Source organism: Streptomyces sioyaensis, assembly GCF_004122735.1.
GTDB classification, from domain to species: domain Bacteria; phylum Actinomycetota; class Actinomycetes; order Streptomycetales; family Streptomycetaceae; genus Streptomyces; species Streptomyces sioyaensis.
Map to the genome: position 1 here is coordinate 1 of NZ_SDIF01000087.1, position 22,465 is coordinate 22,465.

General features: G+C 73.8%; 24 protein-coding genes. 11 read left to right on the plus strand and 13 right to left on the minus strand.

What is annotated here, in order from left to right; translation table 11 throughout:
• Nucleotides 1–52: 52 nt before the first annotated feature.
• From EST54_RS35600 to EST54_RS24585, 6 genes are all read right to left on the minus strand, one after another.
• Nucleotides 53–598: a hypothetical protein gene (locus EST54_RS35600; RefSeq protein WP_244942607.1), complete on the minus strand. Its 546-nt coding sequence runs from the start codon at nt 596–598 to the stop codon at nt 53–55.
• 53 nt (nt 599–651) lie between these two features.
• Nucleotides 652–1,269 carry a hypothetical protein gene (locus EST54_RS35605; protein ID WP_244942608.1) on the minus strand — a complete coding sequence of 206 codons (618 nt, stop codon included), beginning with the start codon at nt 1,267–1,269 and terminating at the stop codon, nt 652–654.
• Nucleotides 1,266–1,499 (minus strand): hypothetical protein, encoded by a 234-nt coding sequence (locus EST54_RS24570; protein ID WP_129249896.1) that lies wholly within the window; start codon nt 1,497–1,499, stop codon nt 1,266–1,268. The genes EST54_RS35605 and EST54_RS24570 overlap by 4 nt, the downstream gene beginning before the upstream one ends.
• Nucleotides 1,493–3,403 (minus strand): DUF3492 domain-containing protein, encoded by a 1,911-nt coding sequence (locus EST54_RS24575; protein ID WP_129249897.1) that lies wholly within the window; start codon nt 3,401–3,403, stop codon nt 1,493–1,495. The genes EST54_RS24570 and EST54_RS24575 overlap by 7 nt, the downstream gene beginning before the upstream one ends.
• A gap of 255 nt (nt 3,404–3,658) precedes the next feature.
• Nucleotides 3,659–5,089: a DUF3152 domain-containing protein gene (locus EST54_RS24580; RefSeq protein WP_167511609.1), complete on the minus strand. Its 1,431-nt coding sequence runs from the start codon at nt 5,087–5,089 to the stop codon at nt 3,659–3,661.
• 8 nt (nt 5,090–5,097) lie between these two features.
• Entirely contained in the window at nt 5,098–6,105 is a 1,008-nt protein-coding gene (locus tag EST54_RS24585) for an alpha/beta fold hydrolase (protein WP_129249898.1), read from the minus strand.
• Between the two features lie 170 nt (nt 6,106–6,275).
• On the opposite strand from EST54_RS24585, the gene EST54_RS24590 reads away from it, so the two are divergent.
• The 4 genes from EST54_RS24590 (at nt 6,276) to EST54_RS24605 (ending at nt 8,205) form a co-directional block, all read left to right on the plus strand.
• Nucleotides 6,276–6,494: a hypothetical protein gene (locus tag EST54_RS24590; RefSeq protein ID WP_129249899.1), complete on the plus strand. Its 219-nt coding sequence runs from the start codon at nt 6,276–6,278 to the stop codon at nt 6,492–6,494.
• A gap of 148 nt (nt 6,495–6,642) precedes the next feature.
• Entirely contained in the window at nt 6,643–7,284 is a 642-nt protein-coding gene (locus EST54_RS24595; protein ID WP_129249900.1) for a TetR/AcrR family transcriptional regulator, read from the plus strand.
• Between the two features lie 117 nt (nt 7,285–7,401).
• A complete protein-coding gene (locus tag EST54_RS24600) occupies nt 7,402–7,629 on the plus strand; it encodes a DUF3107 domain-containing protein (RefSeq protein ID WP_006603262.1) in 228 nt (75 codons plus the stop codon).
• A 285-nt stretch (nt 7,630–7,914) separates the two neighbouring features.
• Nucleotides 7,915–8,205 (plus strand): hypothetical protein, encoded by a 291-nt coding sequence (locus EST54_RS24605; protein ID WP_129249901.1) that lies wholly within the window; start codon nt 7,915–7,917, stop codon nt 8,203–8,205.
• 25 nt (nt 8,206–8,230) lie between these two features.
• On the opposite strand, the gene EST54_RS24610 is transcribed toward EST54_RS24605, so the two are convergent.
• Entirely contained in the window at nt 8,231–8,968 is a 738-nt protein-coding gene (locus EST54_RS24610) for a ferritin-like fold-containing protein (RefSeq protein WP_129249902.1), read from the minus strand.
• Between the two features lie 328 nt (nt 8,969–9,296).
• Here EST54_RS24610 and EST54_RS24615 point away from each other — a divergent pair, with 328 nt between their 5' ends.
• The 3 genes from EST54_RS24615 to EST54_RS24625 all read left to right on the plus strand — a co-directional run bounded on the left by EST54_RS24615 (nt 9,297) and on the right by EST54_RS24625 (nt 13,291).
• Nucleotides 9,297–11,669: a DEAD/DEAH box helicase gene (locus EST54_RS24615; RefSeq protein ID WP_129249920.1), complete on the plus strand. Its 2,373-nt coding sequence runs from the start codon at nt 9,297–9,299 to the stop codon at nt 11,667–11,669.
• 118 nt (nt 11,670–11,787) lie between these two features.
• On the plus strand, nt 11,788–12,654 hold the full coding sequence (locus EST54_RS24620) for an alpha/beta fold hydrolase (RefSeq protein ID WP_129249903.1): 867 nt from the start codon (nt 11,788–11,790) through the stop codon (nt 12,652–12,654).
• Nucleotides 12,655–12,808: 154 nt separating this feature from the next.
• Nucleotides 12,809–13,291: an SRPBCC family protein gene (locus EST54_RS24625; RefSeq protein ID WP_129249904.1), complete on the plus strand. Its 483-nt coding sequence runs from the start codon at nt 12,809–12,811 to the stop codon at nt 13,289–13,291.
• Nucleotides 13,292–13,368: 77 nt separating this feature from the next.
• Here the strand turns inward: EST54_RS24625 and EST54_RS24630 are convergent, their stop codons facing one another.
• Nucleotides 13,369–14,295, minus strand: a complete 927-nt coding sequence (locus tag EST54_RS24630; protein ID WP_129249905.1) for an NYN domain-containing protein — start codon at nt 14,293–14,295, stop codon at nt 13,369–13,371.
• Between the two features lie 205 nt (nt 14,296–14,500).
• Here EST54_RS24630 and EST54_RS34780 point away from each other — a divergent pair, with 205 nt between their 5' ends.
• Nucleotides 14,501–14,653 (plus strand): hypothetical protein, encoded by a 153-nt coding sequence (locus EST54_RS34780; RefSeq protein WP_093485054.1) that lies wholly within the window; start codon nt 14,501–14,503, stop codon nt 14,651–14,653.
• 135 nt (nt 14,654–14,788) lie between these two features.
• On the opposite strand, the gene EST54_RS24635 is transcribed toward EST54_RS34780, so the two are convergent.
• The 3 genes from EST54_RS24635 to EST54_RS24645 all read right to left on the minus strand — a co-directional run bounded on the left by EST54_RS24635 (nt 14,789) and on the right by EST54_RS24645 (nt 17,235).
• The gene (locus tag EST54_RS24635; protein ID WP_129249921.1) at nt 14,789–15,394 is read right to left on the minus strand and encodes a MarC family protein; all 606 of its coding nucleotides are present in this window, start codon (nt 15,392–15,394) and stop codon (nt 14,789–14,791) included.
• 198 nt (nt 15,395–15,592) lie between these two features.
• On the minus strand, nt 15,593–16,447 hold the full coding sequence (locus EST54_RS24640) for a PHP domain-containing protein (protein ID WP_129249906.1): 855 nt from the start codon (nt 16,445–16,447) through the stop codon (nt 15,593–15,595).
• A 149-nt stretch (nt 16,448–16,596) separates the two neighbouring features.
• Nucleotides 16,597–17,235: a DUF6758 family protein gene (locus EST54_RS24645; protein ID WP_129249907.1), complete on the minus strand. Its 639-nt coding sequence runs from the start codon at nt 17,233–17,235 to the stop codon at nt 16,597–16,599.
• A 253-nt stretch (nt 17,236–17,488) separates the two neighbouring features.
• On the opposite strand from EST54_RS24645, the gene EST54_RS24650 reads away from it, so the two are divergent.
• Nucleotides 17,489–18,739, plus strand: a complete 1,251-nt coding sequence (locus tag EST54_RS24650) for an MFS transporter (RefSeq protein ID WP_129249908.1) — start codon at nt 17,489–17,491, stop codon at nt 18,737–18,739.
• A 96-nt stretch (nt 18,740–18,835) separates the two neighbouring features.
• On the opposite strand, the gene EST54_RS24655 is transcribed toward EST54_RS24650, so the two are convergent.
• A complete protein-coding gene (locus tag EST54_RS24655) occupies nt 18,836–19,420 on the minus strand; it encodes a suppressor of fused domain protein (protein ID WP_129249909.1) in 585 nt (194 codons plus the stop codon).
• A gap of 502 nt (nt 19,421–19,922) precedes the next feature.
• Here EST54_RS24655 and EST54_RS24660 point away from each other — a divergent pair.
• Both EST54_RS24660 and EST54_RS24665 read left to right on the plus strand, forming a co-directional pair.
• Nucleotides 19,923–21,050 carry a magnesium and cobalt transport protein CorA gene (locus EST54_RS24660; protein ID WP_129249910.1) on the plus strand — a complete coding sequence of 376 codons (1,128 nt, stop codon included), beginning with the start codon at nt 19,923–19,925 and terminating at the stop codon, nt 21,048–21,050.
• Nucleotides 21,051–21,143: 93 nt separating this feature from the next.
• Nucleotides 21,144–21,683 carry a hypothetical protein gene (locus EST54_RS24665; RefSeq protein ID WP_129249911.1) on the plus strand — a complete coding sequence of 180 codons (540 nt, stop codon included), beginning with the start codon at nt 21,144–21,146 and terminating at the stop codon, nt 21,681–21,683.
• Nucleotides 21,684–21,694: 11 nt separating this feature from the next.
• On the opposite strand, the gene EST54_RS24670 is transcribed toward EST54_RS24665, so the two are convergent.
• Complete coding sequence (locus EST54_RS24670) at nt 21,695–22,465, minus strand: hypothetical protein (RefSeq protein ID WP_129249912.1); 771 nt, start codon at nt 22,463–22,465, stop codon at nt 21,695–21,697.

The following is a 22,465-nucleotide window of genomic DNA, read 5'->3' on the forward strand; positions in this document are numbered from 1 at the left end:
GGGTGTCCGTGTGGGGGTGCGGGGAGCCGGGGGCCGGTGGTCGTCCGGTGGGTCACGGCCGGTGTCCCTCCGCCGGTCCGAAGGGGGCGGGCGAGTGCGCGCAGGCTCCGCTGAGCGCCCGCAGGCCGTAGCCGAGCAGCCCCAGGGCGGCGGCCGTGCAGGCCACCGCGGGCACCGCGGCCGGTCCCGCGGCCCCGGTCAGCGCCTCGACCGGGGCGCCCAGCGGGTGCAGGCCGGGGAGCCGGGCGATCAGCACCAGGGTCAGTGCGAGGTACTCCAGGGCGGCGGCCGAGGCCAGGCCCGTGGCGGCCGCCTCGGGGAAGCCGTGCACGGTCAGCAGCCGGGCGAGGAAGAGCAGCACGCCCAGGGCGGCCGCCGCGGCCGGTGCCGTCCTCCCGTCGTCGCCGAAGGCCGCGTCCGCGCCGAGGAGCAGGCCCACCAGGGCGGCCAGGAAGAGCAGGGTGGCGGCCGGCAGCAACGGCCGTACCCGGGCGGCGAGTTCTTCGAGGCCGCGGCTTTCGGCCACCGCGCGTCGGGCGCGCACTGCGAACCAGTGGGCGCAGCCGGCCGCGGGGGCGAAGGCGAAGGCCAGTGCCACGGCGCCGGCGACGGCGGCCCGGGGAGCGGCGTGCGGCAGATCGGGGCCGCCGGTCAGCAGCTGGGCCAGCAGCCAGTCGCCGTAGACCGCGTACCCGGCCGTCCAGCAGACCCACAGGCCGGTGGCGCGCGGCCCGCTGCCGTGGTGGCACCGCCGCAGCGGTCCGGACCGTACGGCGAGCCGGACGGCGAGCGCGAGGAGTACCGCGCCCGCGGCGCCGACGGCGCTGCGGACGGCGGGAGGTGCCGGGCCGGCGGAGGCGACGGCGGCGACGGTCGCGGTGCAGACGGCACCGGGCAGCAGCTGGAGCGCCGCGCGGACGCCGCGGGAGCGCCGGGCGGCGCTCCAGCTGCCGTCGCGGCGGGCGGGGGCCGGTCCGCGGGGGCGGCGTCCCGGTCGGCGCGCGGTACCCGGGCGTAGAGCTCCTCGGCCAGGGAGAAGACGTCACGGTGCCGGAAGCGTGCGGCCGTGCGGTCGGTGACGCCGTGCGCCTCCAGGCCGGCGGCGATCTCCAGGGCGTCGACGGCGCGGGCGCACAGCTCCTGATGACGGTGCATCAGGGACCGGACGGGGTCGGCGGGGCCGCGGCGCGGCGGCGGCGCGGCCCGGTCGGCGGGCCGGCCCCCGGCCGCCGCGACGGCACCGGTGGCGGCGCCCTCGGGGGTGCTCATGTCCCGTCCCCCCGTTCCGGGATCCGCGGGCAGCCGCCGGGGCGGTGGGGCGCGGGGTGCCGGCGGAGCGGGCGGCCGGGGCCGTCGGGGGAGGCGTGCCGGACGGCCGCCGGGCTGCCGGGACGGGCGCCGCGCCGGCTGCCGCCGCGCGCCACGTCCGCCATGCCGGTCACCAGGGCCACGCCCACCACGCCCATCGCGCAGATCACATCGAGCACACCCGTCACCATTGCCCACTCCCTTGTGTCGGCCGGGGCTGTCCGGTCGCCGGGTCGCCCCGTCTCACCGGCTGTCTCATTCCTCGGGTGGCGGCCACTCCCCCGGCCCCGGTGCGCCCGGCGGCCGGCACCGCCATGGCGGCGGGGCCGCCCTCCTCCTCGGGCACCGCCCAGCTCGGCGTCCGGCCGGCCGGCGCGGCCGGGCGGGTGGCGGCACCGGTCACCGCCCAGCGGCCCGGGACATGGGACTCGGCGGGGCGGGCGAAGGGCCGCGGGACGCCCTGCGCGTCCCGGGCGCGCCCGGCGGCCGGACGGGCCGGGGCGTGCGAGATCAGCTCCAGGTAGATGCCACGAAATGCCGCGACGTTCTGCTCGACGGTGAACAGTTCCAGCGCCCGGGCCCGGGCCGCGGCGCCCAGCCTGGCCCTGCGGTCCGGGTCACCGAGCAGCGCGGCGCAGGCCTCGGCGAGGGCCCGGGGGTTGCGCGGCGGGACCACCAGGCCGGTGCCGCCGATGACTTCGCAGACCGCTCCGGCATCCGTCGACACCGTGGCGCGGCCGCAGAACATCGCCTCCACCAGGGAGCGCGGAAAGCCCTCGACGACACTGGACAGCACCACCACCGCACCGGAGGCATAGGCGTCCTGCAGGGTCGGCACCTCGGGGCTGCCGATCTCCTCGAAGCTGACCGGGTTCTCGCCGACGGTGCGGGCGTCGGCCGCCTCGTCGGGGAAGAGCTGGGCGGCCAGCACGCGGCACTGCGCGAGATATCCGGGCGCCTGCGGGTCGCGGCCGGCCCCGCCGATGATCCGCAGGGTGGCCCGCGGCTCGGTCCGGCGGACCCCGGCGAACGCGTGCAGCAGCCCGACGAGGTCCTTGGCGGGCTCGACGGCGCCGACCCACACCAGCGTCTTGGAGTCGTCGGCGGCGGCCTCCGCGACCGCGCCGAAGGGCCCGGCGTCCATGCCCGGATAGACCGTGCGCAGCCGGGCGCGGTCGGCGCCGCAGCGCTCCTGCCAGCGCCGGGCGTGGGTGTTGCCGGGGGTGATCAGTGCGGCGCGGGCGTAGGCCTCGGCGGCCAGGGCGCCCTGGAAGGCGGCGAGCAGCGCGCGCACCGGTGCGCTCAGCGGCGAGGCGGCGCCCGCGAGATAGTGCTCGCGCAGTCCGACGCCGTACTCGGTGACCAGCAGCGGCGTGCCGAAGAAGTGCCGGGCCAGCAGTCCGGGGAGCGCGGCCGCGCCGGCGGAGGTGGCATGGCACAGGTCCACCCCGCCGAGCCCGGGGGTGCGCCGGTCGCCGTACCAGTCCAGGGACAGCGGCCGCAGTGCGAGTTCGAGCCGGGCGGTGACCGCCAGCAGGTCCTTGACCTGGGCGCCGTGCGCGGCGGGCAGGGCGCGGGCGCCGTGGCAGGCGGCCTCCAGGATGCGCACGGCGCCCTCGGAGCGCAGCAGGGCGGGCAGTTGGCCGTGCTCCCGGGCGAGTTCGGCGAGTCCGTAGAGACCGCTGGCGAAACGGTCCGCCTTGCTGGTCACGGGTGGGCCGGCGGCGTCGTCCCGGCCGGCCGGTGCGGCCGCGGCCGGCCCGTCGCCCGGGGGTGTGGTGGCGAAGCCCGCCACCAGGTCGCCGAAGTGTCCGGCGAAGCGCCGCCGTTCGCGGCGTCCGGGCCCGCGGCCCCGGCGCTGCTCGGCGGCCCGGCGGTGCCCGGCGGGGAAGTCGCCCCACAGGGGTGCACTGCGCACCAGCCGTACGTGTCCGGGGAGTTCACCGAGGCGCTGTGTCTCCTGGCGGGCGTCGGGGTACAGGGCGTAGACCTCGAAGTCATGGCCGGTGAGCCCGCGGACGAGCCGCTCGCACCATGTGTGCGACTCGCCGGGCGCATACGGATAACCACCCTCGGTGAGCAGTCCAATTCGCACGAGCGCACCCCCGTCCTCCCATATCGGCGTCCCGGTGTCCCAGCGGCACGGCCGCCACCTGCAGGAAGAAGCTATGCAGACGGCCGGTGGCGCGATGGACGGTTGTCCATCGCGCCACCGGAAGGGGTGAAAGCACGTGACTTTCCGCCCCTAAGGGCGTTTCGACGCGCTATGTGATCCCGGGGACCCACCGCATCCCGCGGCTCCGCTCAGGAGATCCGGCTCAGGCGGTCCGGCCCCGGCGGCCGGGTGCGGTCAGCGCTGGGCGGGGAACGGCCAGGGGTTGGGGCGGCAGGTCACCCCGTCCGTCGTCAGGAACTTGGTCTGCTGCATCATCACCGGCGCCGGTGCGCCCTGCCGGGGGCAGGCCTCGTGGTTGTGCCCGAGGCGGTGGCCGACCTCGTGGTTGATGAGCATCTGACGGTAGGCCAGCATCTTGTCGTGGCCGTAGGTCTTGGAGCCCTGCGCCCACCGGTAGGCATTGATCATGACGCGGTCGGTGGCCGCCGAGTCGCAGGAGACGTTCTCCTCGCGGGTGTCGAGACCGGACTTGGCGCACCATGCCGAGGTGGTCCCCGGGCTCGCCAGCGTGATCACGAAGTCGGCGTGCCCGGAGGACACCCGCTCGAAGGTCATCTTCCCGCCGTGCGACCAGCTCCGGCTGTCGTTCAGGGTCGTGTGCACCGCTTGGGCGAAGAGCTTGCCGGCCAGCGGCAGCCCCTCCTCGATGTCCACGCGATAGCGCAGCAGCTTGCCGTGCCCGGGGGCCTTGGCGGCGCCGGGGACCGGGGTGAACCGGCCGCCGGCCGTCAGCCGCGCGTCCAGCGGGAAGACCTTCGCCATCTGCTCGTCGTAACCGGCGGCCTTGGCGTCCTGGGTGGCGCGGGCATGGGACCTGGAGGCCGCGTCGCCGGTGTCGTCGCCACGGTCGGGCCCGCTGCGCGGCTGCGGGTCGGCGCCGTCCTCGCGCTGGTGGGCGACCTGACCGGCGATCACCACGGCGAGCACGGTGGTCACCGCCGCGGCCGCGGCACCGGTGAACGTCCGGCCCTTGCCGCCCTTGCGGACGCCGCGCCCGGACTCGTCCGGGTCGACGGCGTCGCCCGGTTCACCGTCGTAGGGGTCGTACGGGCCACCGCCGTCCGCGCCGGGTCCGTCCTCCTCGTCCGGCGCGTCGGCGGTGCCCCGGTCGAAGACCACCGACCGCCCGGTGAAGCGGCCGCCGGCGGGCAGGGGACCCGCGCCGGGCCCCGATCCGCCGGCCCCTGGGCCCGCCGGGCGGGGCGCACCGGCCCGGAACACGTCGTCGTCCGGGTCCACGACATCCGTCGTCCCCGGGAACGGCCGGCCGTCGAAGGCCTCCACATAGTCGCGCCGCGGCCCCGGGCCACTGCCCGGTGCGGCGAGCGGCGGCCCGCCGGGCAGCTCCGTGCGCGGCCGGGGAATCCTCGGCGCACCCTGCCCGGACGCCGCCGGGCCGCCGGGGAGCGCGCCCCAGCCGCCGCCCGGCTCGTGCTGTTCGGGGTGGCCGCCGCGCACCGGGTCGCCCTGGAGCGACTCACGTCTGCGGCGCCCGGTGCCGGGTCCGGAAGAACCGCCCCCTGAGGGGCTGTTGCCGGGCGGACCGGCCGTCGGTGAACTCTCCGCAGCGGTCTCGGGCCGGCTTCGGCGGCTATGGCGTCCCACGGGGCGTGTCAGCTCCTGCCGGCATCAGCGGTCACATCGGTCACTTCACTGTCGAGCAGTTCGCGGACGGCCCGCGCCACTGCCTCGGGGTACTCCATCATCGCCACATGCCCCGCCTCCGGAAGCGTCAGCAGTCGCGAACCGCGGAACGCCGCGGCCGCCCGCCGCGCCATCCGGAAGGAGACCAGGCGGTCGCGTCCACCGTAGACGAGAAGCGTCGGGGCGAGTACGCGCTCTGCCTGACGCCACAAATTATGCTGCCCGCCGAGCGTGTAGGCGTTCACCAGTCCGCGGGCCGAGCGCTCCATCACCTCCCAGAAATAAGGGAGTTCGAGGCGTCGCGCATATTCGTCGGCCGCGGAGTTGAACCCTTCCGGGCTGACCCGGCCGGGGTCGCCGTAACACAGCGCCAGCACCTCGCGGGTGCGGCGCTCGGGCGTCCAGTCATGGGTGAGCCGGCCGAAGAGCCGGGCGATGCCGGGGACGGCGAGCAGCGCCGTGGGCACCGCCGTCAACTGCGGCCGCAGCTCGGGCAGCGCCGGGGAGATCAGCGTCAGGGTGCGGACGAGATCGGGGCGCACCGCCGCCACCCGGGTCGCCGCGGCGCCGCCCATGGAGTTGCCGAGGAGATGGACGGGTCCGCGCCCGGCCGCGTCGAGGTAGCGGATGACCGCGCGGGCCTGCGCCGAAACGGAGTAGTTGCCGTCGTCCGGGGGCGGGGACTGCCCGAAGCCGGGCAGGTCGATCGCCTCGCCGTCCAGCCGGTCGGCGAGCAGGGGCATCAGATCCGACCAGTTCTGCGAGGACCCGCCGAGGCCGTGGACGTAGAGGGCGGGCTCGCGCCCGCCCGCGGCGCCGTCGGGCCCGGCGGAAGGTCCGGCCGGCGCCCGTACGGTCAGCGTCAGTCCCGGCAGGGTCGCGGTGCGCACCGTCTCCGCCCCTCCGCGCCGGCCGGGGCCGGCCGGTGGCACCGGTAGGGCGGCGGTCGCGGTGTCCGGCGACTCGGTCGAAGACATGGGGTCGATGTTACGAGACGATCACGCCTCCGATCGTGTGTCCGCCGTCACACACCGCATCGCGCTGCCGCGGCCACTCTCCTACGCTCGTAGGCGAGGGCAGCCGCCCCGGCCCCTGCTTTCAGGTCAGGCACCAGCCGAAGAAACGAGCACGCGGAAAGGGAGCCACCATGCGCGTCGACCCGACAGATCCGGAGACCTTCGTGGACGAGAGCGACGCCACCGACATCGACGTCGAAGCTCCGGAAGCGGACGCCGCCGAACAGTACGCCGACCTCGCACCCCAGCGCGACGAACCGCAAAACGGCCTCGACCCCGACGAGTCGAACGAGGCGGATCGCGCCGAACAGGCCCGTGTCGTGGAGACCAACGAAGACGAATACCGATGACCTGGGGCGTTATGTCGGCTTCTGGTGAGGGGGTCGAAGAGAAAAAACCGACCGGGACCGCGCACACCCGGGTTACCCAAAAGTACGATGGCGGGCGCGGTGCACCACCTTGTACGGACCGCGTACGAACCAATCTCTGGGAGGCAGCGTGAGCGCCATCGAGCAGACCGAGGCGGCGCGCCCGCGGGGCACACGCCTGCCACGTCGCGCCCGGCGCAACCAGCTTCTGGGCGCCGCCCAGGAAGTTTTCGTCGCGCAGGGCTACCACGCGGCCGCGATGGATGACATCGCCGAGCGGGCGGGCGTCAGCAAGCCCGTCCTCTACCAGCACTTTCCGGGCAAGCTCGACCTCTACCTCGCCCTGCTCGACCAGCACTGCGAGGCGCTGCTGCACTCGGTACGGGCGGCGCTGGCGTCGACGACCGACAACAAGCAGCGGGTCGCGGCGACGATGGACGCCTACTTCGCGTACGTGGAGGACCCGGGCGGCGCCTTCCGGCTGGTCTTCGAGTCGGACCTGACCAATGAGCCGGCGGTCCGCGAGCGGGTGGACAAGGTGTCCCTGGAGTGCGCCGAGGCCATAAGCGCGGTGATCGCCGAGGACACCGGCCTGTCGCAGGACGAGTCGATGCTGCTCGCCATCGGCATGGGCGGGGTCTCCCAGGTCGTGGCGCGCTACTGGCTGTCCTCGGAGAGCAAGGTGCCGCGGGACACCGCGGTGCAGCTGCTGACCTCGCTCGCCTGGAAGGGCATCGCCGGCTTCCCGCTGCAGGACACCGACGCACACTGACCCTGTTCGCTGCGGGCGTGGTCCATGGCGCCCTGCGCTTCGCCGTACCGGGCTAATGTGTGCTGCGTACGGCGCGGATGGCCGCGCACCCAAGTGACCGTCGGAGGGACAAAAGCCGTGGAGGTCAAGATCGGCGTGCAGCACGCGCCCCGCGAGATCATTCTGGAGAGCGGGCAGACTGCCGAAGAGGTGGAGAGCGCGGTGTCCGAGGCCCTGAGCGGCACGTCTCAGCTGCTGACCCTGGTGGACGACCACGGTCGCAAGGTGCTGGTCCCGTCGGACCGGCTGGCCTATGTGGAGCTCGGCGAGCCGACCGCCCGCAAGGTCGGTTTCGGCACGCTCTGAGCAGCACGCGCCCGAGGCGGCAGCCAAAGGCACAGGGGCGGCGGCCCGGGGACTTCTCTCCGGGCCGCCGCCCCTCTTTCCGGTCCGTTCCGGACGCCGTCTCCCTCCGGTCGGTTCCGGACCCCGGCCCGCCGCTTTTTCGCAGATCAGGCCGTTCGAGTCGGTGCCGCTGAGCTGATCGGGCAGGGGACCCGTGCGGGGAGGGTTGCTGCCGGTGCCCCTTGGGTACCACCGCAACGACCGAGGTGTTCAGCCGGTCGGAACCGTCTCGCGGGAGGGAACAGCATGATCTGGGAAGCGCTCGGCGCCGTGCTCATCGGCTTCGCCATCGCCCTGTCCGCCACCCACTGGCTGCCGGACCGCTTCCCCGCGCGCACCCTCACGCTGGCCACCGGCCCGGTCGCGGCGCTGCTCGGCGCGCTGCTGACCCGCTCGATCCTCGGCCCCGGCCATCCCGTCCAGGTGATGATCGCCGCGTGCGCCGTCGGTGCGGCCCTGCTGTCGGTCGTGGCACGCCCGCCGCACCACCGCCTTCGGCGGCCGGCCGCGGCGTTGAAGGGGCACCGGACGGCCTGAATCCGCCCGGCACCCCCGTCGCACGTCAGGCCGCGAGCCCCAGCGCCGCCATCCGCTTGGTGTGCGCCTCGGTGATCCGCGAGAACATCCGGCCGACCTCGGCCAGGTCGAAGCCGTCGGCCACGCCGCCCACCAGCATCGTGGAGAGCGCGTCGCGGTCCGCGACCACCCGCTGCGCCTGCGAGAGCGCCTCGCCCATCAGCCGGCGCGCCCACAGCGCCAGCCGCCCGCCGACCCGCGGCTCGGCCTCGATGGCCGCACGCACCTTCTCCACGGCGAACGACGCGTGCCCGGTGTCGTCCAGTACGGCCAGCACCAGACCGCGGGTGTCGGAGTCCAGCCGGGCCGCGACCTCGCGGTAGAAGTCACTGGCGATCGAGTCGCCGACATAGGCCTTGACCAGGCCTTCCAGCCAGTCGGACGGTGCGGTCTGGCGGTGGAACTCGTCCAGGGCGGCGGCGAACGGCTCCATCGCCTCGTTCGGCTCCGCCTCGATCTGCGCGAGCCGCTCCCGCAGCCGCTCGAAGTGGTGGAACTCTGCCGAGGCCATCTTGGCCAGTTCGGCCTTGTCGTCCATCGTCGGCGCGAGCTTCGCGTCCTCCGCCAGGCGCTCGAAGGCGGACAGCTCGCCGTAGGCGAGCGCGCCGAGCAGGTCGATCACGGCGGCCCGGTACTGCGGGTCGACGGATGCCTGCGTCCAGTCCTGGGCGGCGATCCCGGTGTGTTCTTGCGCGTCAGCGGCGGCGTTGTCAGGCGTTCCCATGACCGGCACAATAGCCCGCTCGGCGGCTCGGGGAAGGGCCTGGTCAGCCACTGCCGTTCCCCCGTACGAACGACGGCCGCAACCGGCTCCCGGGGGCCGCGCCGGGCCGTGATGTATTCCTCACTCATACAAGCCTTCGGATGGACGCGCCATATCCGGGGTACAGTGCTATACGGACCTGCCGAGTATCGGTAGGTCGTTCCACGAAGCGGATGCCCGGTCGGTGGCCCGATCGGCTCCAAACCGACCGCCCTCTGCTGCACCGCGTACGAGACATACGCACCGCAGGGGGGACACCGCTCGCGGCAGGAGTGCCTGAGCGTTGGCAGTGGTCCCGCCCCACCGGCTGTATGCAGGCCGGCCCCGTACGAACCCGTACGACGGTGCGGTACGACCCCCTTCGCCGCCTCACGCCGCGTCTCACAGAAGAGGCAAGATTCTGTCTACATTCCGAGACCTCGGGATTTTTCCCGAGACGGCCGAGGCCCTCGAAGCCGTCGGCATCGTTTCCCCCTTTCCCATCCAGGAGCTGACGCTCCCCGTCGCCCTCTCCGGCAACGACGTCATCGGCCAGGCCAAGACCGGCACCGGCAAGACGCTGGGCTTCGGCCTGCCGCTGCTGGAGCGCGTCACGGTTCCCGTGGACGTCGAGGTCGGCCGGGCCCGGCCCGAGCAGCTGACCGAGGCGCCGCAGGCGCTGGTGGTCGTGCCCACCCGCGAGCTGTGCCAGCAGGTCACCAACGACCTGCTCACCGCCGGCAAGGTGCGCAATGTCCGGGTGCTGGCCATCTACGGCGGCCGTGCCTATGAGCCGCAGGTCGAGGCGCTGAAGAAGGGCGTCGACGTCGTCGTCGGCACGCCCGGCCGGCTGCTCGACCTCGCGGGCCAGCGCAAGCTGAACCTCTCCCAGGTCAAGAGCCTGGTGCTGGACGAGGCCGACGAGATGCTCGACCTGGGCTTCCTGCCCGACGTCGAGAAGATCATCCAGCTGCTGCCGGCCAAGCGCCAGACGATGCTCTTCTCCGCGACCATGCCCGGCCAGGTCATCTCGCTGGCCCGCCGCTACATGTCGCAGCCCACGCACATCCGCGCCACCGCGCCGGACGACGAGGGCCAGACCGTCGCCAACACCACCCAGCACGTCTTCCGGGCCCACTCCATGGACAAGCCGGAGATGGTCGCCCGCATCCTGCAGGCCGAGGGCCGGGGCCTGGCGATGGTGTTCTGCCGTACGAAGCGGACCGCCGCCGACATCGCCGACCAGCTCTCGCGCCGCGGCTTCGCCTCCGGCGCGGTCCACGGCGACCTCGGCCAGGGCGCCCGTGAGCAGGCGCTGCGCGCCTTCCGCAACGGCAAGGTCGACGTCCTGGTCTGCACCGACGTCGCGGCCCGCGGCATCGACGTCGAGGGTGTGACGCACGTCATCAACTACCAGTCGCCCGAGGACGAGAAGACCTACCTGCACCGCATCGGCCGTACGGGCCGCGCGGGCGCCAAGGGCACCGCGGTCACCCTCGTCGACTGGGACGACATCCCGCGCTGGAAGCTGATCAACAAGGCGCTGGACCTGCCGTTCGACGAGCCGGAGGAGACCTACTCCACCTCTCCGCACCTCTACGAGCAGCTGCACATCCCCGCGGGCACCAAGGGCGTGCTGCCGCGCGCCGAGCGCACCCGCGCGGGGCTGGCCGCCGAAGAGGTCGAGGACCTGGGCGAGACCGGCGGCCGCGGCCGCGGGCCCCGCCGGGGCGCCGTCGAGGAGGAGCGCCCCGCGCGCACCCGTACGCCGCGGCAGCGCCGCCGCACCCGGGGTGGCACGCCGCTGGACGGCGCCGCCGCCTCCGAGGCGCAGGCGACCGGCTCGCTCGACGCCGCGGAGGGCACCGGAAGCACGGAGGCCGCCGAACCGCGCCAGCCGCGCCGGCGCCGCCGTACCCGTAGCGGTCAGTCGGCCGCGGTGCCCGCTCCGGCCGCCGCGGAGACGGTGGCCGAGGCCGCCGCGCCCGCACCGGCCGCCGAGGTGACCGAGGCCCCCGCCAAGCCGCGCCGCCGCCGTACCCGGGCCGCGCGTCCGGAGGCCGGTCAGGCCGCCGCTAACGCGGTCGACACCGCCGAGGGCGCGTCGGTGCACGCCCCGGCCGCCGCGGTGACCGAGCCGGCCGAGGCGCCGGCCGCGCCGCGCCGCCGGACCCGGGGCGCCACCAAGGCCGCCGCGGCGACCGCGCCGGCAGCGGTGACGGAGACCGTGACCGAGGCCGCGGAGGCCGTGGTGGAGGCCGCTCCGGCCAAGCCGAAGCGGACGCGGAAGAGCGCCGCCGCCAAGGCCGCCGAGGCCGCGGTGGACACCGCCGAGGGCAGTGTCGAGGCACCGGCCAAGCCGAAGCGGACCCGCAAGGCCGCCGCCAAGCCGGCCGCCGACGCCGCCGCTGCCGAGGGCACCGAGGCCGCACCGGCCAAGCCCCGGCGTACCCGGAAGACCGCCGCCGCGAAGGCCACGGTGGAGGCGCCCGCCGCCGAGGACGCCCCGGCCAAGCCGAAGCGGACCCGGAAGAGCGCCGCCGCCAAGGCCGCCGAGGCCGCGGTGGACACCGCCGGGGCCGCCGAGGCCGCGGTGGACACCGCCGGGGCCGCCGAGGCCAAGCCGGTGCGCCGCCGTACCCGGGCCAAGGCTGCCGTCGCCGAGGCGACGCCCGAGAGCTGACGCCCGGCCGGCTGCCGCCGGCACGCACGGTCCGACGACCCGGCCCCGCCGCCCGCGGGTGCCGGGTCGTTCGGCGTCCCGGTCCGGTTTTGCCGCCCGGCCCGGATAACCTCGGATCATGAGCAGGCCGCCCACCCTCACGCTGCCCCCGTGCGCCCGTGCGTACCGACTCGACACCGCGCGCGGCTCCTTCGCCGTGCAGGACGCCCGGCCCGATGCCGCGCCGATCGGAACGGCCCTGCTGGTGCCCGGATTCACCGGCAGCAAGGAGGACTTCATCGCCCTGCTGGCGCCGCTGGCGGCGGCCGGGTTCCGGACGGTCGCGGTGGACGGCCGCGGCCAGCACGAATCCCCCGGCCCGCGCACGGAACAGGCGTACGCGCAAAGGGAGTTGGCCCTCGACGTGCTGGCGCAGACGGAGGCCCTGCGGGAGCCGGACAGCGGGCCGGTGCATCTGCTGGGGCACTCGCTGGGCGGGCTGCTCACCCGGGCTGCGGTGCTGCTGGACGCGGCCCCGTTCCGTTCGCTCACCGTGCTCAGCTCCGGGCCCGCCGCCATCTCCGCGGGCCAGCAGGCGCGGGTGCGGATGCTGATCGACGCGCTCGGCAGGCTCGACATGGAGAGTGTCTGGCGGGCGATGCGCGAACTGGATCCCCCGGAGGCGGCGGACGCGGCGACGCCCCCGGAGATCGGCGCGTTCCTGCACCGTCGTTGGCTGAACACCGTCCCCGAGCAGCTGATCGCGACCGGCCGTCAGATGCTGGACGAGCCCGACCGGGTGGCGGAGCTGGCGCGGACGGGGCTGGCCACCCATGTCGTCTCCGGGGCCGTCGACTACGCCTGGCCGGTGCCGTCGATGGACGAGATGGCCGCGCGGCTGTCCGCCCGGCGCACCGTCATCGAGGGCGCCGAGCACTCCCCCAACGCCGAACGGCCGGAGAAGACGGCCGAGGCGCTCGCCGGGTTCTGGAGCGGGGTGGGCTGAGCGCCGGGCGGGGCCGGGGGCTGAGCGCCGAGCCGGCCGCGTGGGCCGGGCGGACGGCGTCACCAGGACAGCGCCGGGCCGTTCGGCGAGCATCGAAGCAGGCGGGCCGGCACCGGCGTCCGGCTGCCACCGGCTGCACAGGAAGGGCCCGACCATGACCCAGAACCCGGCGACTCCCCAGGCCGATGAGGGCGGCGGCCCCCACGGCATCGCGCTCACCCGGACCTTCGACGCCCGGCGCGAGCTGGTCTTCGAGGCGTGGACGACGCCCGAGCACTTCGCGTACTGGTTCGGCGGGGAGCTGGAGGTGCCGGTCGACCGGATGGCGATGGACGCCCGGCCGGGCGGCGTCTGGAGCCTGGTGATGCGCACCCCGGACGGCGGTGAGCTGCCGTTCTCCGGCGTCTACCGCGAGGTCGCCGCCCCGGAGCGGCTGGAGTTCACCGTCAACGACACGGCCGAGCCCCACGGCGCCGAGGGCGAGCTCGTCCGGGTCACCCTGACCGATCTGGAGGGCCGTACGGAGATGGCCTTCCGGCAGCTCGGCGGCCATCTCAGCACGGAGCAGTACCGGCAGGCGGAGGCCGGCTGGGCGGGCTTCTTCGACCGCCTCCGGGAGCTTCTCGCACGGGCCTGAACCGGCCGGGACGGCCCGGGGCGGCCGGGACGGCTCAGGTCGGGCCCGGCCGGAACGGCCCGGGTCCCGCAGGCGGGTCAGTACTGCCCCTGGACGTGTTCCCAGAAGCCGTCGCGCAGCACCCGCCGCAGATCGGCATGGCTGCGCAGGGAGTGCCGCAGCAGGGCCTCGGCGGCGGTCAGCAGCTCCTGGTCGACCGCGCCGGGCAGATACGGATGGCCGGGCAGCAGCTCGGCGACCCACTCCCGGCCGCGCTCCGACAGCCACTGCGCGGCGACCTGGGCGCCGACGAAGCGGACCTCCTCGCGCTGGGGCGCGGGCCCCTCGCCCGTCGTCGGGGCGCAGTACTCGGCGCCGACCCGGCGGCTGACGTACGGCTTGCAGAATTCCAGGTCGAAGGTGCGGGCGCTGTCGACCTCCCACAGCAGCGGCTCGGCCTGATTGCGGCCGCCGGAGGCCTCGATGCCCCACAGATGCACCCGCGCGCCGTAGCCCTGCGCCGCCTCCACCGCGGAGACCAGGTCCTCGTCGCCGCCGATGAGCACCGCGTCGGTGATCGCGCGGTGCCGGGCCAGCGACTCCAGGTCGGAACGGATCAGGGAGTCGACGCCCTTCTGCTGATTGTTGGCGTTGAGGTTGCCGAGCCTGACCTTCACATCGGGCAGCTCGGCGATCCGCTGCTGTTCCTGGGTGTGGATGCGGCGGCGGGCGCCGTCGTACCAGTAGACGCGCAGCAGCCGGCTGTCCGGGAAGATCGTCCGGGCCTTGTCGATGAACGCCTCGATCATGCCCTCGGCGTCCAGGTCGAAGGCCTTGCGGTCCTCCGTGCCGGCGACCAGCCGCCCCGCCGCGGCGTAGACGTAGCCCGCGTCCACGAAGGCGGCATGGGTGGACGGGGTGGTGGCGACCTCGGCGAGCACCCGGGTGAGCAGCTCGTTGGTGCGCTCGATCCCGGCGGAGAGCGTGGCGAGGTCGGTGGGGCCCGTGGGCTGGACATCGTTCATACGGGTCCCATTGTCCGGGCGCTCACTCTCCGGGCACAACCGCATCCCCCTGGCCATATTTAGACGGTCGAAATTTTTCTTTAGCGTAGGGAATGATTGCACTGGGCAGATCGTTGTACGGAACGGGAGCGCACGGCAGCGACGCCGCGCGACCCCCGTACTCAAGAGTTCTCCACAGGAGGATCAGACGAAGGGAGAAGCCCCTATGCGCTTCGAGATCATGCGCCTGGACGATGTCGACGGCACCGCCGTGGACAGCACCGTCGTGGACGCCGCCTCCGTCAACCGGATCGTGCAGCAGGCCGCCGCCACCGGCCAGCGCATCTACATCCGCCCGGCCGACACCGCCGCCCGCTGATACCTGCCCCGCCGCCCGATGCGGCGGATCCGCCGGCCGCGGCCCGACCGGCCGCGCGCGACGAGCGCAGCGCCCCCGTACACACGTCTCGTACGGGGGCGCTGTGCCGTCCGCGGCAGCCGGGCGGCCGGGGCGTCAGGCCGACCGGACCACCTGCAGCACGCCGTTGATGATCTGCTGCACGGCGAGCGCGGAGAGCATCATGCCCGCCAGCCGCGTCACCAGGACCACTCCGCCGTCCTTGATCACCCTGATGATCACCAGCGAGAACCGCATCACCAGGTAGAGCACCACATGGATGGCCGCGATCGCCGTCCAGACGGAGAGCTGGGCGGCGGCGCCGTGCGCGTGCTGCACGGCCAGGATCACCGACACGATCGCGCCGGGCCCGGCCAGCAGCGGCATGCCCAGCGGCACCAGCGCCACGTTGACGTCCTTGGTCTGGGTCGGCTCCTCCGACTTCCCGGTCAGCAGATCCAGCGCGACCAGCAGGAGCAGCAGCCCGCCCGCGATCATCAGCGCGGGCGTCGAGATGTGCAGCCGGCCCAGGATCTGCCGGCCGAAGAGGGCGAAGACGGCGATGACGCCGAAGGCGACGGCGGCCGCCTGCCAGGCCATGCGGCGCTGCACCTTGGCCGGACGGCCGGAGGTCAGGGCCAGGAAGATCGGGGTGATCCCCGGCGGATCCATGATCACGAAGAGGGTGACGAACAGAGTACTGAAGACGGCGATGTCGAACACGGTGAAGGCCTTGCGAGAGGTGGTACGGGACGAGCGCTCACGGGGAAGGCGCAGCACGCGGAGCCGTGAGGAGACAGGGCAGCAGACGGGGAGGACGGGAGGCGGGGCGCCGGCGCGCAGGACGCACCGTTCGGCCGCCGCCGGCCCGGTACAGAAGGTGGGCTCGGGAAGCGGGATGCCGGTCGGGCCGCGGTGGGCTCAGCCGCCGGTGCCCGGGACGGGGAAGGCGCCGGTCGCGCGGCGCACGATCTCGCCGTAGATCTCGGGGTCGGTGGTGTATTCGCCGAGGTGACAGCTCTTACGGCTGCCGTGGTAGTCGCTGGAGCCGGTGGCCAGCAGGCCGAGGTCGGCGGCCATGCCGTGCAGCCGGGCGCGGGTCGGCGCGTCGTGGTCCATGTGGTCGGCCTCGATGCCGTCGAGCCCGGACGCGGCGAGTTCGGCGATCACGCTCTCGGGTACGCAGCTGCCGCGCTTGACGGCCAGCGGGTGCGCGAAGACGGTGACCCCGCCCGCGGCCTTGACCAGCCGGATCGCGTCGAACGGATCGAGTTCGTGCTTGTCCACGTACGCCCGGCCGTCGTTGGCGAGCCACTCGGAGGTGAAGGCGTCCGAGACGGAGGGGACCACGCCCAGCTCGACGAGGGCGGTGGCGAGGTGCGGCCGCCCCACGGCGCCGTCGCCGGCGATCCGGGCGACCCGCTCCCAGGTGATCGGTACTCCGAGGTCGCGCAGCTTGGCGACCATGCCCTGGGCCCGCGGCACCCGGTCGTCGCGCACCAGCTCCCGCTCCCGGGCGAGCTCCGGCTCCTCGGGGTCGAAGAGGTAGGCGAGCAGATGGAGGCTCACCCCGTCGATCCGGCAGGAGAGTTCGGCGCCGGTGACCAGCGTCAGCCCCGCGGGCAGCGCGGCACGCGCCTCGGCATGCCCGCCGACTGTGTCGTGGTCGGTCAGCGCGACGACGTCCAGCCCGGCGGCCGCGGCATGGCGCACCAGCTCGGCGGGGGTGTCCGTACCGTCGGACGCCGTGGAGTGGGTGTGCAGATCGATGCGCACGACGCGGACTCCAGACTGCTGCGGGACGGACGCGGGACCGGACCCGGGGGGACATCGGGTACAGGTACACCGTAAGGGGACCCCAGAAGGATACCGGGCGGCCGAGTGGCGCCCCGACGGCGCGGGCGGCGGCCCCGCCGGGGGCGCCGTCAGCCCAGGATCCGCGGGGAGAGCGCCCCGCACGGCAGCAGATCCACCTCGGCACCGGCCTCGCGCAGATCCGTCAGCACCAGCTCGTCGTACAGCAGCAGCCCCGCCTGCTCGGGCCAGGCGATCGCCCAGAGCCACAGCCCGCGCGCCTCGCCCGCGAAGACCGCGCGGTCCGGGGGTGCGTGATCGACGTGCCACAGCGGGGTCGGGCGGCCGGCGGCGAGCACCTTGCCGTGCGGGGAGGTGTCCACGCACATGTGGGGGCCGGGGTCGGGGCCGTCGATCCCGGCATAGCGCGCGCCGAGTCCGACGCCCAGCTCCTCGGCGATCAGCAGGAGTTCACCGGGGCCGCCGAGCGGTCCGGGGCCCGAGCAGGCCACCGCGGTGGCGCGGCCGCCGCTGCGCTCGTCGCCGGCGCAGGCCACACCGGTGAACAGCCAGCCGACCGGCAGCGGCCAGGGCATCCACACGGGCACCTGGGCGCGGTGCACGACGACGCCGAGCGCCTCGACGCTCGGCGGGACGACCGGCTGGAGCGGATGCACGGCGCCGTGCTTCGCGCACTGCCAGGTGTCGGAGAAGAGACCGGGCGCCCTCACCCGGCCTCCGCACTTCGGGCAACTGGGTTCGCCCCTCATAGGCACCCACGGTCCTCCGGGTCCGCCGCCGCGTCAAGGACGATCACCCGGCCGGTGTGCCCCGAATCACGTACGCCGCCGCGCAATTGACGGCTTTCCGCGCTTCGCGCACCCCACCGGGAAAATTAGTTGCAGCTTGCACTCTTTAGATCGCCTAACTTATTGTGTGTAAACGTCAACGATCTCGGCGGCGGGCACCGCGGCCGCCGCGGACCGGGGACACGCAACCGGCAACCGGAAGGGGAACCGCAGCATGAGCGGCACGGAGAACGGCGGCCCGGACGATCCGTTCGAGGAGGGCGGCACCTCCCTGCTCCGCCAGCCGATGGCCGTCTGGGCCACGGCGGGCGCCTCGGTCGTGGCCTTCATGGGCATCGGGCTCGTCGACCCGATCCTCCCGTCGATCGCCCGCGGCCTGCACGCCACCAACAGCCAGGTCTCCCTCCTCTTCACCTCCTACTTCCTGATCACCGCCGTCGCGATGCTGGTCACCGGCTTCGTCTCCAGCCGGATCGGCGGCCGCCGGACCCTGCTGGCCGGACTGGCACTGGTGGTGGTGTTCGCGGCGCTCTCCGGTATGTCGGGGTCGGTCGGCGAACTGGTCGGCTTCCGGGCGGGCTGGGGCCTGGGCAACGCCCTGTTCGTCTCGACGGCGCTGGCGGTCATCGTGGGCGCGGCGGCCGGCGGGAGCAGCGCGGCGATCCTGCTGTACGAGTCCGCGCTGGGGCTCGGGATGGCCTGCGGCCCGCTGCTCGGCGCGGTCCTCGGCGACCTGAAGTGGCGCTACCCGTTCTTCGGGACCGCCGTCCTGATGGCCGTCGGCTTCCTCGCCATCACGGTCTTCCTCAAGGAACAGCCGACGCCGGCCGCCAGGACGTCGCTCCTCGCCCCGGTCAAGGCGCTCGGCCACGGCGGGCTGGCCGCCACCGCCGTCTCCGCGTTCTTCTACAACTACGCGTTCTTCACGGTGCTGGCCTTCACCCCGTTCGTGCTGAACATGTCCCCCTACAAGTCCGGGGCCGTCTTCTTCGCCTGGGGTGTGCTGCTCGCGGTGTTCTCGGTGATCCTGGCGCCCCGGCTGCAGCGCCGCTTCGGCTCGCTGAAGGTGCTGTGCGCCTCGCTGCTGCTGCTCGCCACCGATCTGGTCGTGCTGGGCTACGGCAACCACACCACCGCCGTCGTCTGCACCGTCCTGTCCGGCGCCCTCATCGGCCTGAACAACACCGTGTTCACGGAACTGGCGCTGGGCGTCTCGGACGCGCCCCGTCCGGTGGCGAGCGCCGGCTACAACTTCGTGCGCTGGTTCGCGGCGGCGGCCGCACCGTTCCTCGCGCCCAAGATCGAGGAGTGGACCGACATCCACCTGCCCTTCGTGGTCGCAGCCGTCGCGGCGGTGACCGGCGCCGGCATCGTCGCCGTCCGCCGCCGGGCGCTGACCACCGAGGCCGAGGAGCGGGCGCCGTGGCACGCGACGGAGGACGGGGTCACGGCCTTCGCCCGGTGAGGCACGCCACGTCCCCGCCCCCGTAAAGAACTGACGCCCCGTCGGCCCCCTCTTCGGAGGCCCGGCGGGGCGCGTCGCCGCCCGGCGGCTTGCGGGTCAGTCGAGCGGTACGCCGGCCCGCAGCGGGTCCCGCAGATCCGTGCCGTGCTCCAGCCAGCGCTTCTCCAGGGCCTCGGCGCCATGCACCCGCTTCCAGGCGGCCTCGTTGGGCGTCATCGGCAGCAGCGGCAGGAAGCGGACCGGCTCCATCGGCTCGTCGAGCGCGAGGTCCTCGACGAGACCGCCGGACGAGGCGACCAGCACCGAGGTGAAGACCGCGCCCGGCCACAGCGGCTCCCCCACGTCGAGCGAGGCGCCGGGAGCCACGATCACCCCCTCCACCTGCGGCGACGCGGCGAGCACGGCGAGCGGCCGGAGCACCTTGTCGGTGTCCGCGCGGCCGCCGCGCACGGAGAGCAGGAGTTCGGCGCGCGGTCCGCGCAGGGGGTCGGCCAGGACGGCCGTGGGGTCGGCCATCGGCTGCGCGGACATCCCGAGCGTGGCGTAACGCACCACCCCGTTGTCCACGAAGCGGAGGACCTCGATACGGTCGGTCCCGAGAAACGTGACGGCGGCGCGCGCGTCCGGCTCGCCCAGAGTTGTGCGCAACCGGGCTTCGACCAGCTCAAGAACGTCAGACATGCCGTGAGCATAGGGCCGGTCGTCGGGCTCGCCGTCGCCCGTCCACGAGGTGCTCCGCGACGCCCCGTTCTTCGTATGGAACAGGCAAAGCGGCGCGGCAGAGCGGCAGGCGGCTGATAGCCTTGCCGTCTGCTCAGGGAATGACGTCGTCCCCCAACGGGGACCGGCCGGAGGAGGTGGGGCTGCGGTGGATCCGAGTCGACCGTGCAGTACCGATAGTTCTCCCGTCATCCCGCTCGCGCAGCGAATCTCCTGATCCGAGAGCTTCCGTACCCCGCCGTCCAGCGGCGAAACCAGGGAAGCATCTTTGCGCCGGAAGTAGATGACGGAAGAGCGCCTTCGACTCTTTGTTCCGTGTTTTCTGCGAACTGCCGTCAGTACCCCCGCACGGAGCGCCGCCCGCTTTGCGGACGTACGGCCGATGACGCCCCGTACGTCCACGTTCCGGGCAGCGCTGCGCCCCGCGCCCGCAGCTGACGGCCGGCCCGTGAAGGAGCCTGCCATGTCGATGATCCGTGACCTGCGTGCCGCCGTCCGCCCTGCCCGGCGCCGCGGTGACTCCCCGTACCCCTACGACGCGTCCCCGAAGAGCTGCGCCAACAGCGCCATCGTGGACTGCGGCGTGTACCGCGAGGGCCGCCGGGTGAGTGAGCACGTCTCCCCTGCCGAGGCGATGGCGTCGGTGCGGTCCGAGGGCGGCTTCGCCTGGATCGGGCTGCACGAGCCGTCCGAGGCCGAATTCGCCGGTATCGCCCAGGAGTTCGGGCTGCACCCGCTCGCCGTGGAGGACGCCGTGCATGCGCACCAGCGGCCCAAGCTGGAGCGCTACGACGAGACCCTGTTCACGGTCTTCAAGACGGTCCACTACGTCGAGCACGCCGAGCTGACCGCGACCAGCGAGGTCGTGGAGACCGGCGAGGTGATGTGCTTCACCGGGCGGGACTTCATCGTGACCGTGCGGCACGGCGGCCAGGGCTCGCTGCGTGCGCTGCGGCACCGGCTGCAGGACGACCCGGAGCTGCTGGCCAAGGGCCCGTCCGCGGTGCTGCACGCCATCGCCGACCAGGTCGTCGACGGCTACATGGCGGTGGCCGGCGCGGTCCAGGACGACATCGACGAGGTGGAGATCGACGTCTTCAGCTCGGGCACCAACGGCAAGGGCCCCGGCGCCAAGGGCTCCCCCAAGGGCGGCGACGCCGGGCGGATCTACCAACTCAAGCGTGAGGTACTGGAGTTCAAGCGGGCGGTGTCGCCGCTGCTGCGGCCGATGCAGCTGCTGAGCGAGCGGCCGATGCGGCTGGTCGACTCCGACATCCAGAAGTACTTCCGGGACGTCGCCGACCACCTGGCGCGGGTCAACGAGCAGGTGCTGTCCTTCGACGACCTGCTCAACTCCATCCTGCAGGCCAATCTCGCGCAGGCGGCCGTCGCGCAGAACGAGGACATGCGCAAGATCACGGCGTGGGCGGCGATCTTCGCCGTCCCGACGATGATCGCCGGGATCTACGGCATGAACTTCGACTACATGCCGGAGCTGCACTGGAAGTTCGGCTATCCGGCCGTGCTGCTGGCAACGGTCGCCATCTGTTTCGGCATCCGCCGCGGGTTCAAGCGCAACGGGTGGCTGTGACCCGGTCCGCTGCCGGTGCGCGCATCCCGTCCGCGTATCTCAGCGTCCGGGCGGCTCCGGGCGGCCCGGGACGGGGCGATTAGGCTGGTCCGTATGACGGAGACCGTGTCGCAGGCCCTGCTGGATCGGGCGCTCATCGAAGAGGCCACGAAGAAGTCCGGCCTCATCTGGGTGCGGGGGAGCGCGGGCCCGGCCCGGGCGCTGTGGCATCTGTGGCACGACGGCGCCGCCTGCCTCGTCGGGGACGGGCCCGGCGAACAGCCGCTGGCCGGCCTCGGGCTCACCGACGGCGGTACGGCGACGGTGACCGTCCGCAGCAAGGACAAGGGCGGCCGGCTGATCGCCTGGCAGGCCCGGGTCGTCGAGCCGGCGCCGGAGAGCGAGGCATGGCGGGCCGCGGTCGACGAGCTCAAGGGCAAGCGTCTCAACGCTCCGGACGCGGACACCCTCACCGAGCGCTGGGCCCGGGAGTGCCGGGTGCTGCGCCTGGAGCCGACCGGCGAGGCCGGGCAGCGCCCCGGCCTGATGCCCGACGACTCGCACGCCGTGCCGCCGCGGGCCACACCCGCGATCACCCGGCGGCCCGTCCCGGCCGCGCTGCCGAAGCTGCTGCGACGGGGACGCAAGGGCTGACGCCCGCCCCCTCAGCCCTTGCCGGAGATCTTGCTGCCGTAGTCCACGACCTGGCCGCTGTCCGGGGCCCGCAGGTCCACGCGCTTGCCCCAGTCGTCGAGCCGGAGCACGCCCGCCCCGCCGGCGCGCTGCAGCCGCAGCGGGTAGGGCGTCCCGTCCAGCGAGACGTCCAGGGTGCCGCCCGCGCCGGCGGCGGCGGTCAGCCGGATGGTGCGGACCCCGCCGACGTCGCCGCGGTCACCGGCCGTCAGTTTGCCGTGCAGCCCGAGCAGACCGGCGAGCAGCGTGTCCTTGTCGGTGAAGCCGCTGAAGCGCTTGTAGACCGGGTCCGCCGCGGGCACCTTGACGTATTTGCCGTCGAGCTTGCTCGCCGCCCCGCCGGAGGCGCCGCCCTTCTCCCCCGCCCAGAAGGCCGCGTCGGCCTTCAGGTAGAGCGCGTCGCCGACCCGCAGCAGCTGGAAGGCCGCCGCCTTCGTGGTCAGCTCCCCCTTGGCACCGTCCTTCGCCAGGCTCATGTCGAGCTTGTAGGTGCGGCCCTGGCTGACGACGTTGCCGGACAGGTGCACCGTCCCGGCGCGCTGGGCCGCGGCCCGCGCCTTTGATTCGATCTTCGTGGGGGGCAGCTTTCCCAGGCCGTTGGTGCCCGCGTCCGGGTCCTGGCCGCCGCAGCCCGTCAGCGCCGCGGCCAGCGCCGCGCAGGCCGCCCCCACCAGCGCCGCCCGTCCCGTACGACGGGTGACGGAGGGGGATCGGGGGCCGGCGCCCGGGGGGATTGCGCTCAC

What these genes read in the sequence shown, in the direction of transcription:
- EST54_RS35605 (WP_244942608.1), bottom strand. Translation starts at nt 1,269, where the DNA reads ATGAGCACCCCCGAGGGCGCCGCCACCGGTGCCGTCGCGGCGGCCGGG.
- EST54_RS24570 (WP_129249896.1), bottom strand. Translation starts at nt 1,499, where the DNA reads ATGGTGACGGGTGTGCTCGATGTGATCTGCGCGATGGGCGTGGTGGGC.
- EST54_RS24585 (WP_129249898.1), bottom strand. Translation starts at nt 6,105, where the DNA reads ATGTCTTCGACCGAGTCGCCGGACACCGCGACCGCCGCCCTACCGGTG.
- EST54_RS24590 (WP_129249899.1), top strand. Translation starts at nt 6,276, where the DNA reads ATGCGCGTCGACCCGACAGATCCGGAGACCTTCGTGGACGAGAGCGAC.
- EST54_RS24605 (WP_129249901.1), top strand. Translation starts at nt 7,915, where the DNA reads ATGATCTGGGAAGCGCTCGGCGCCGTGCTCATCGGCTTCGCCATCGCC.
- EST54_RS24610 (WP_129249902.1), bottom strand. Translation starts at nt 8,968, where the DNA reads ATGGGAACGCCTGACAACGCCGCCGCTGACGCGCAAGAACACACCGGG.
- EST54_RS24620 (WP_129249903.1), top strand. Translation starts at nt 11,788, where the DNA reads ATGAGCAGGCCGCCCACCCTCACGCTGCCCCCGTGCGCCCGTGCGTAC.
- EST54_RS24625 (WP_129249904.1), top strand. Translation starts at nt 12,809, where the DNA reads ATGACCCAGAACCCGGCGACTCCCCAGGCCGATGAGGGCGGCGGCCCC.
- EST54_RS24630 (WP_129249905.1), bottom strand. Translation starts at nt 14,295, where the DNA reads ATGAACGATGTCCAGCCCACGGGCCCCACCGACCTCGCCACGCTCTCC.
- EST54_RS34780 (WP_093485054.1), top strand. Translation starts at nt 14,501, where the DNA reads ATGCGCTTCGAGATCATGCGCCTGGACGATGTCGACGGCACCGCCGTG.
- EST54_RS24645 (WP_129249907.1), bottom strand. Translation starts at nt 17,235, where the DNA reads ATGAGGGGCGAACCCAGTTGCCCGAAGTGCGGAGGCCGGGTGAGGGCG.
- EST54_RS24650 (WP_129249908.1), top strand. Translation starts at nt 17,489, where the DNA reads ATGAGCGGCACGGAGAACGGCGGCCCGGACGATCCGTTCGAGGAGGGC.
- EST54_RS24655 (WP_129249909.1), bottom strand. Translation starts at nt 19,420, where the DNA reads ATGTCTGACGTTCTTGAGCTGGTCGAAGCCCGGTTGCGCACAACTCTG.
- EST54_RS24660 (WP_129249910.1), top strand. Translation starts at nt 19,923, where the DNA reads ATGTCGATGATCCGTGACCTGCGTGCCGCCGTCCGCCCTGCCCGGCGC.
- EST54_RS24665 (WP_129249911.1), top strand. Translation starts at nt 21,144, where the DNA reads ATGACGGAGACCGTGTCGCAGGCCCTGCTGGATCGGGCGCTCATCGAA.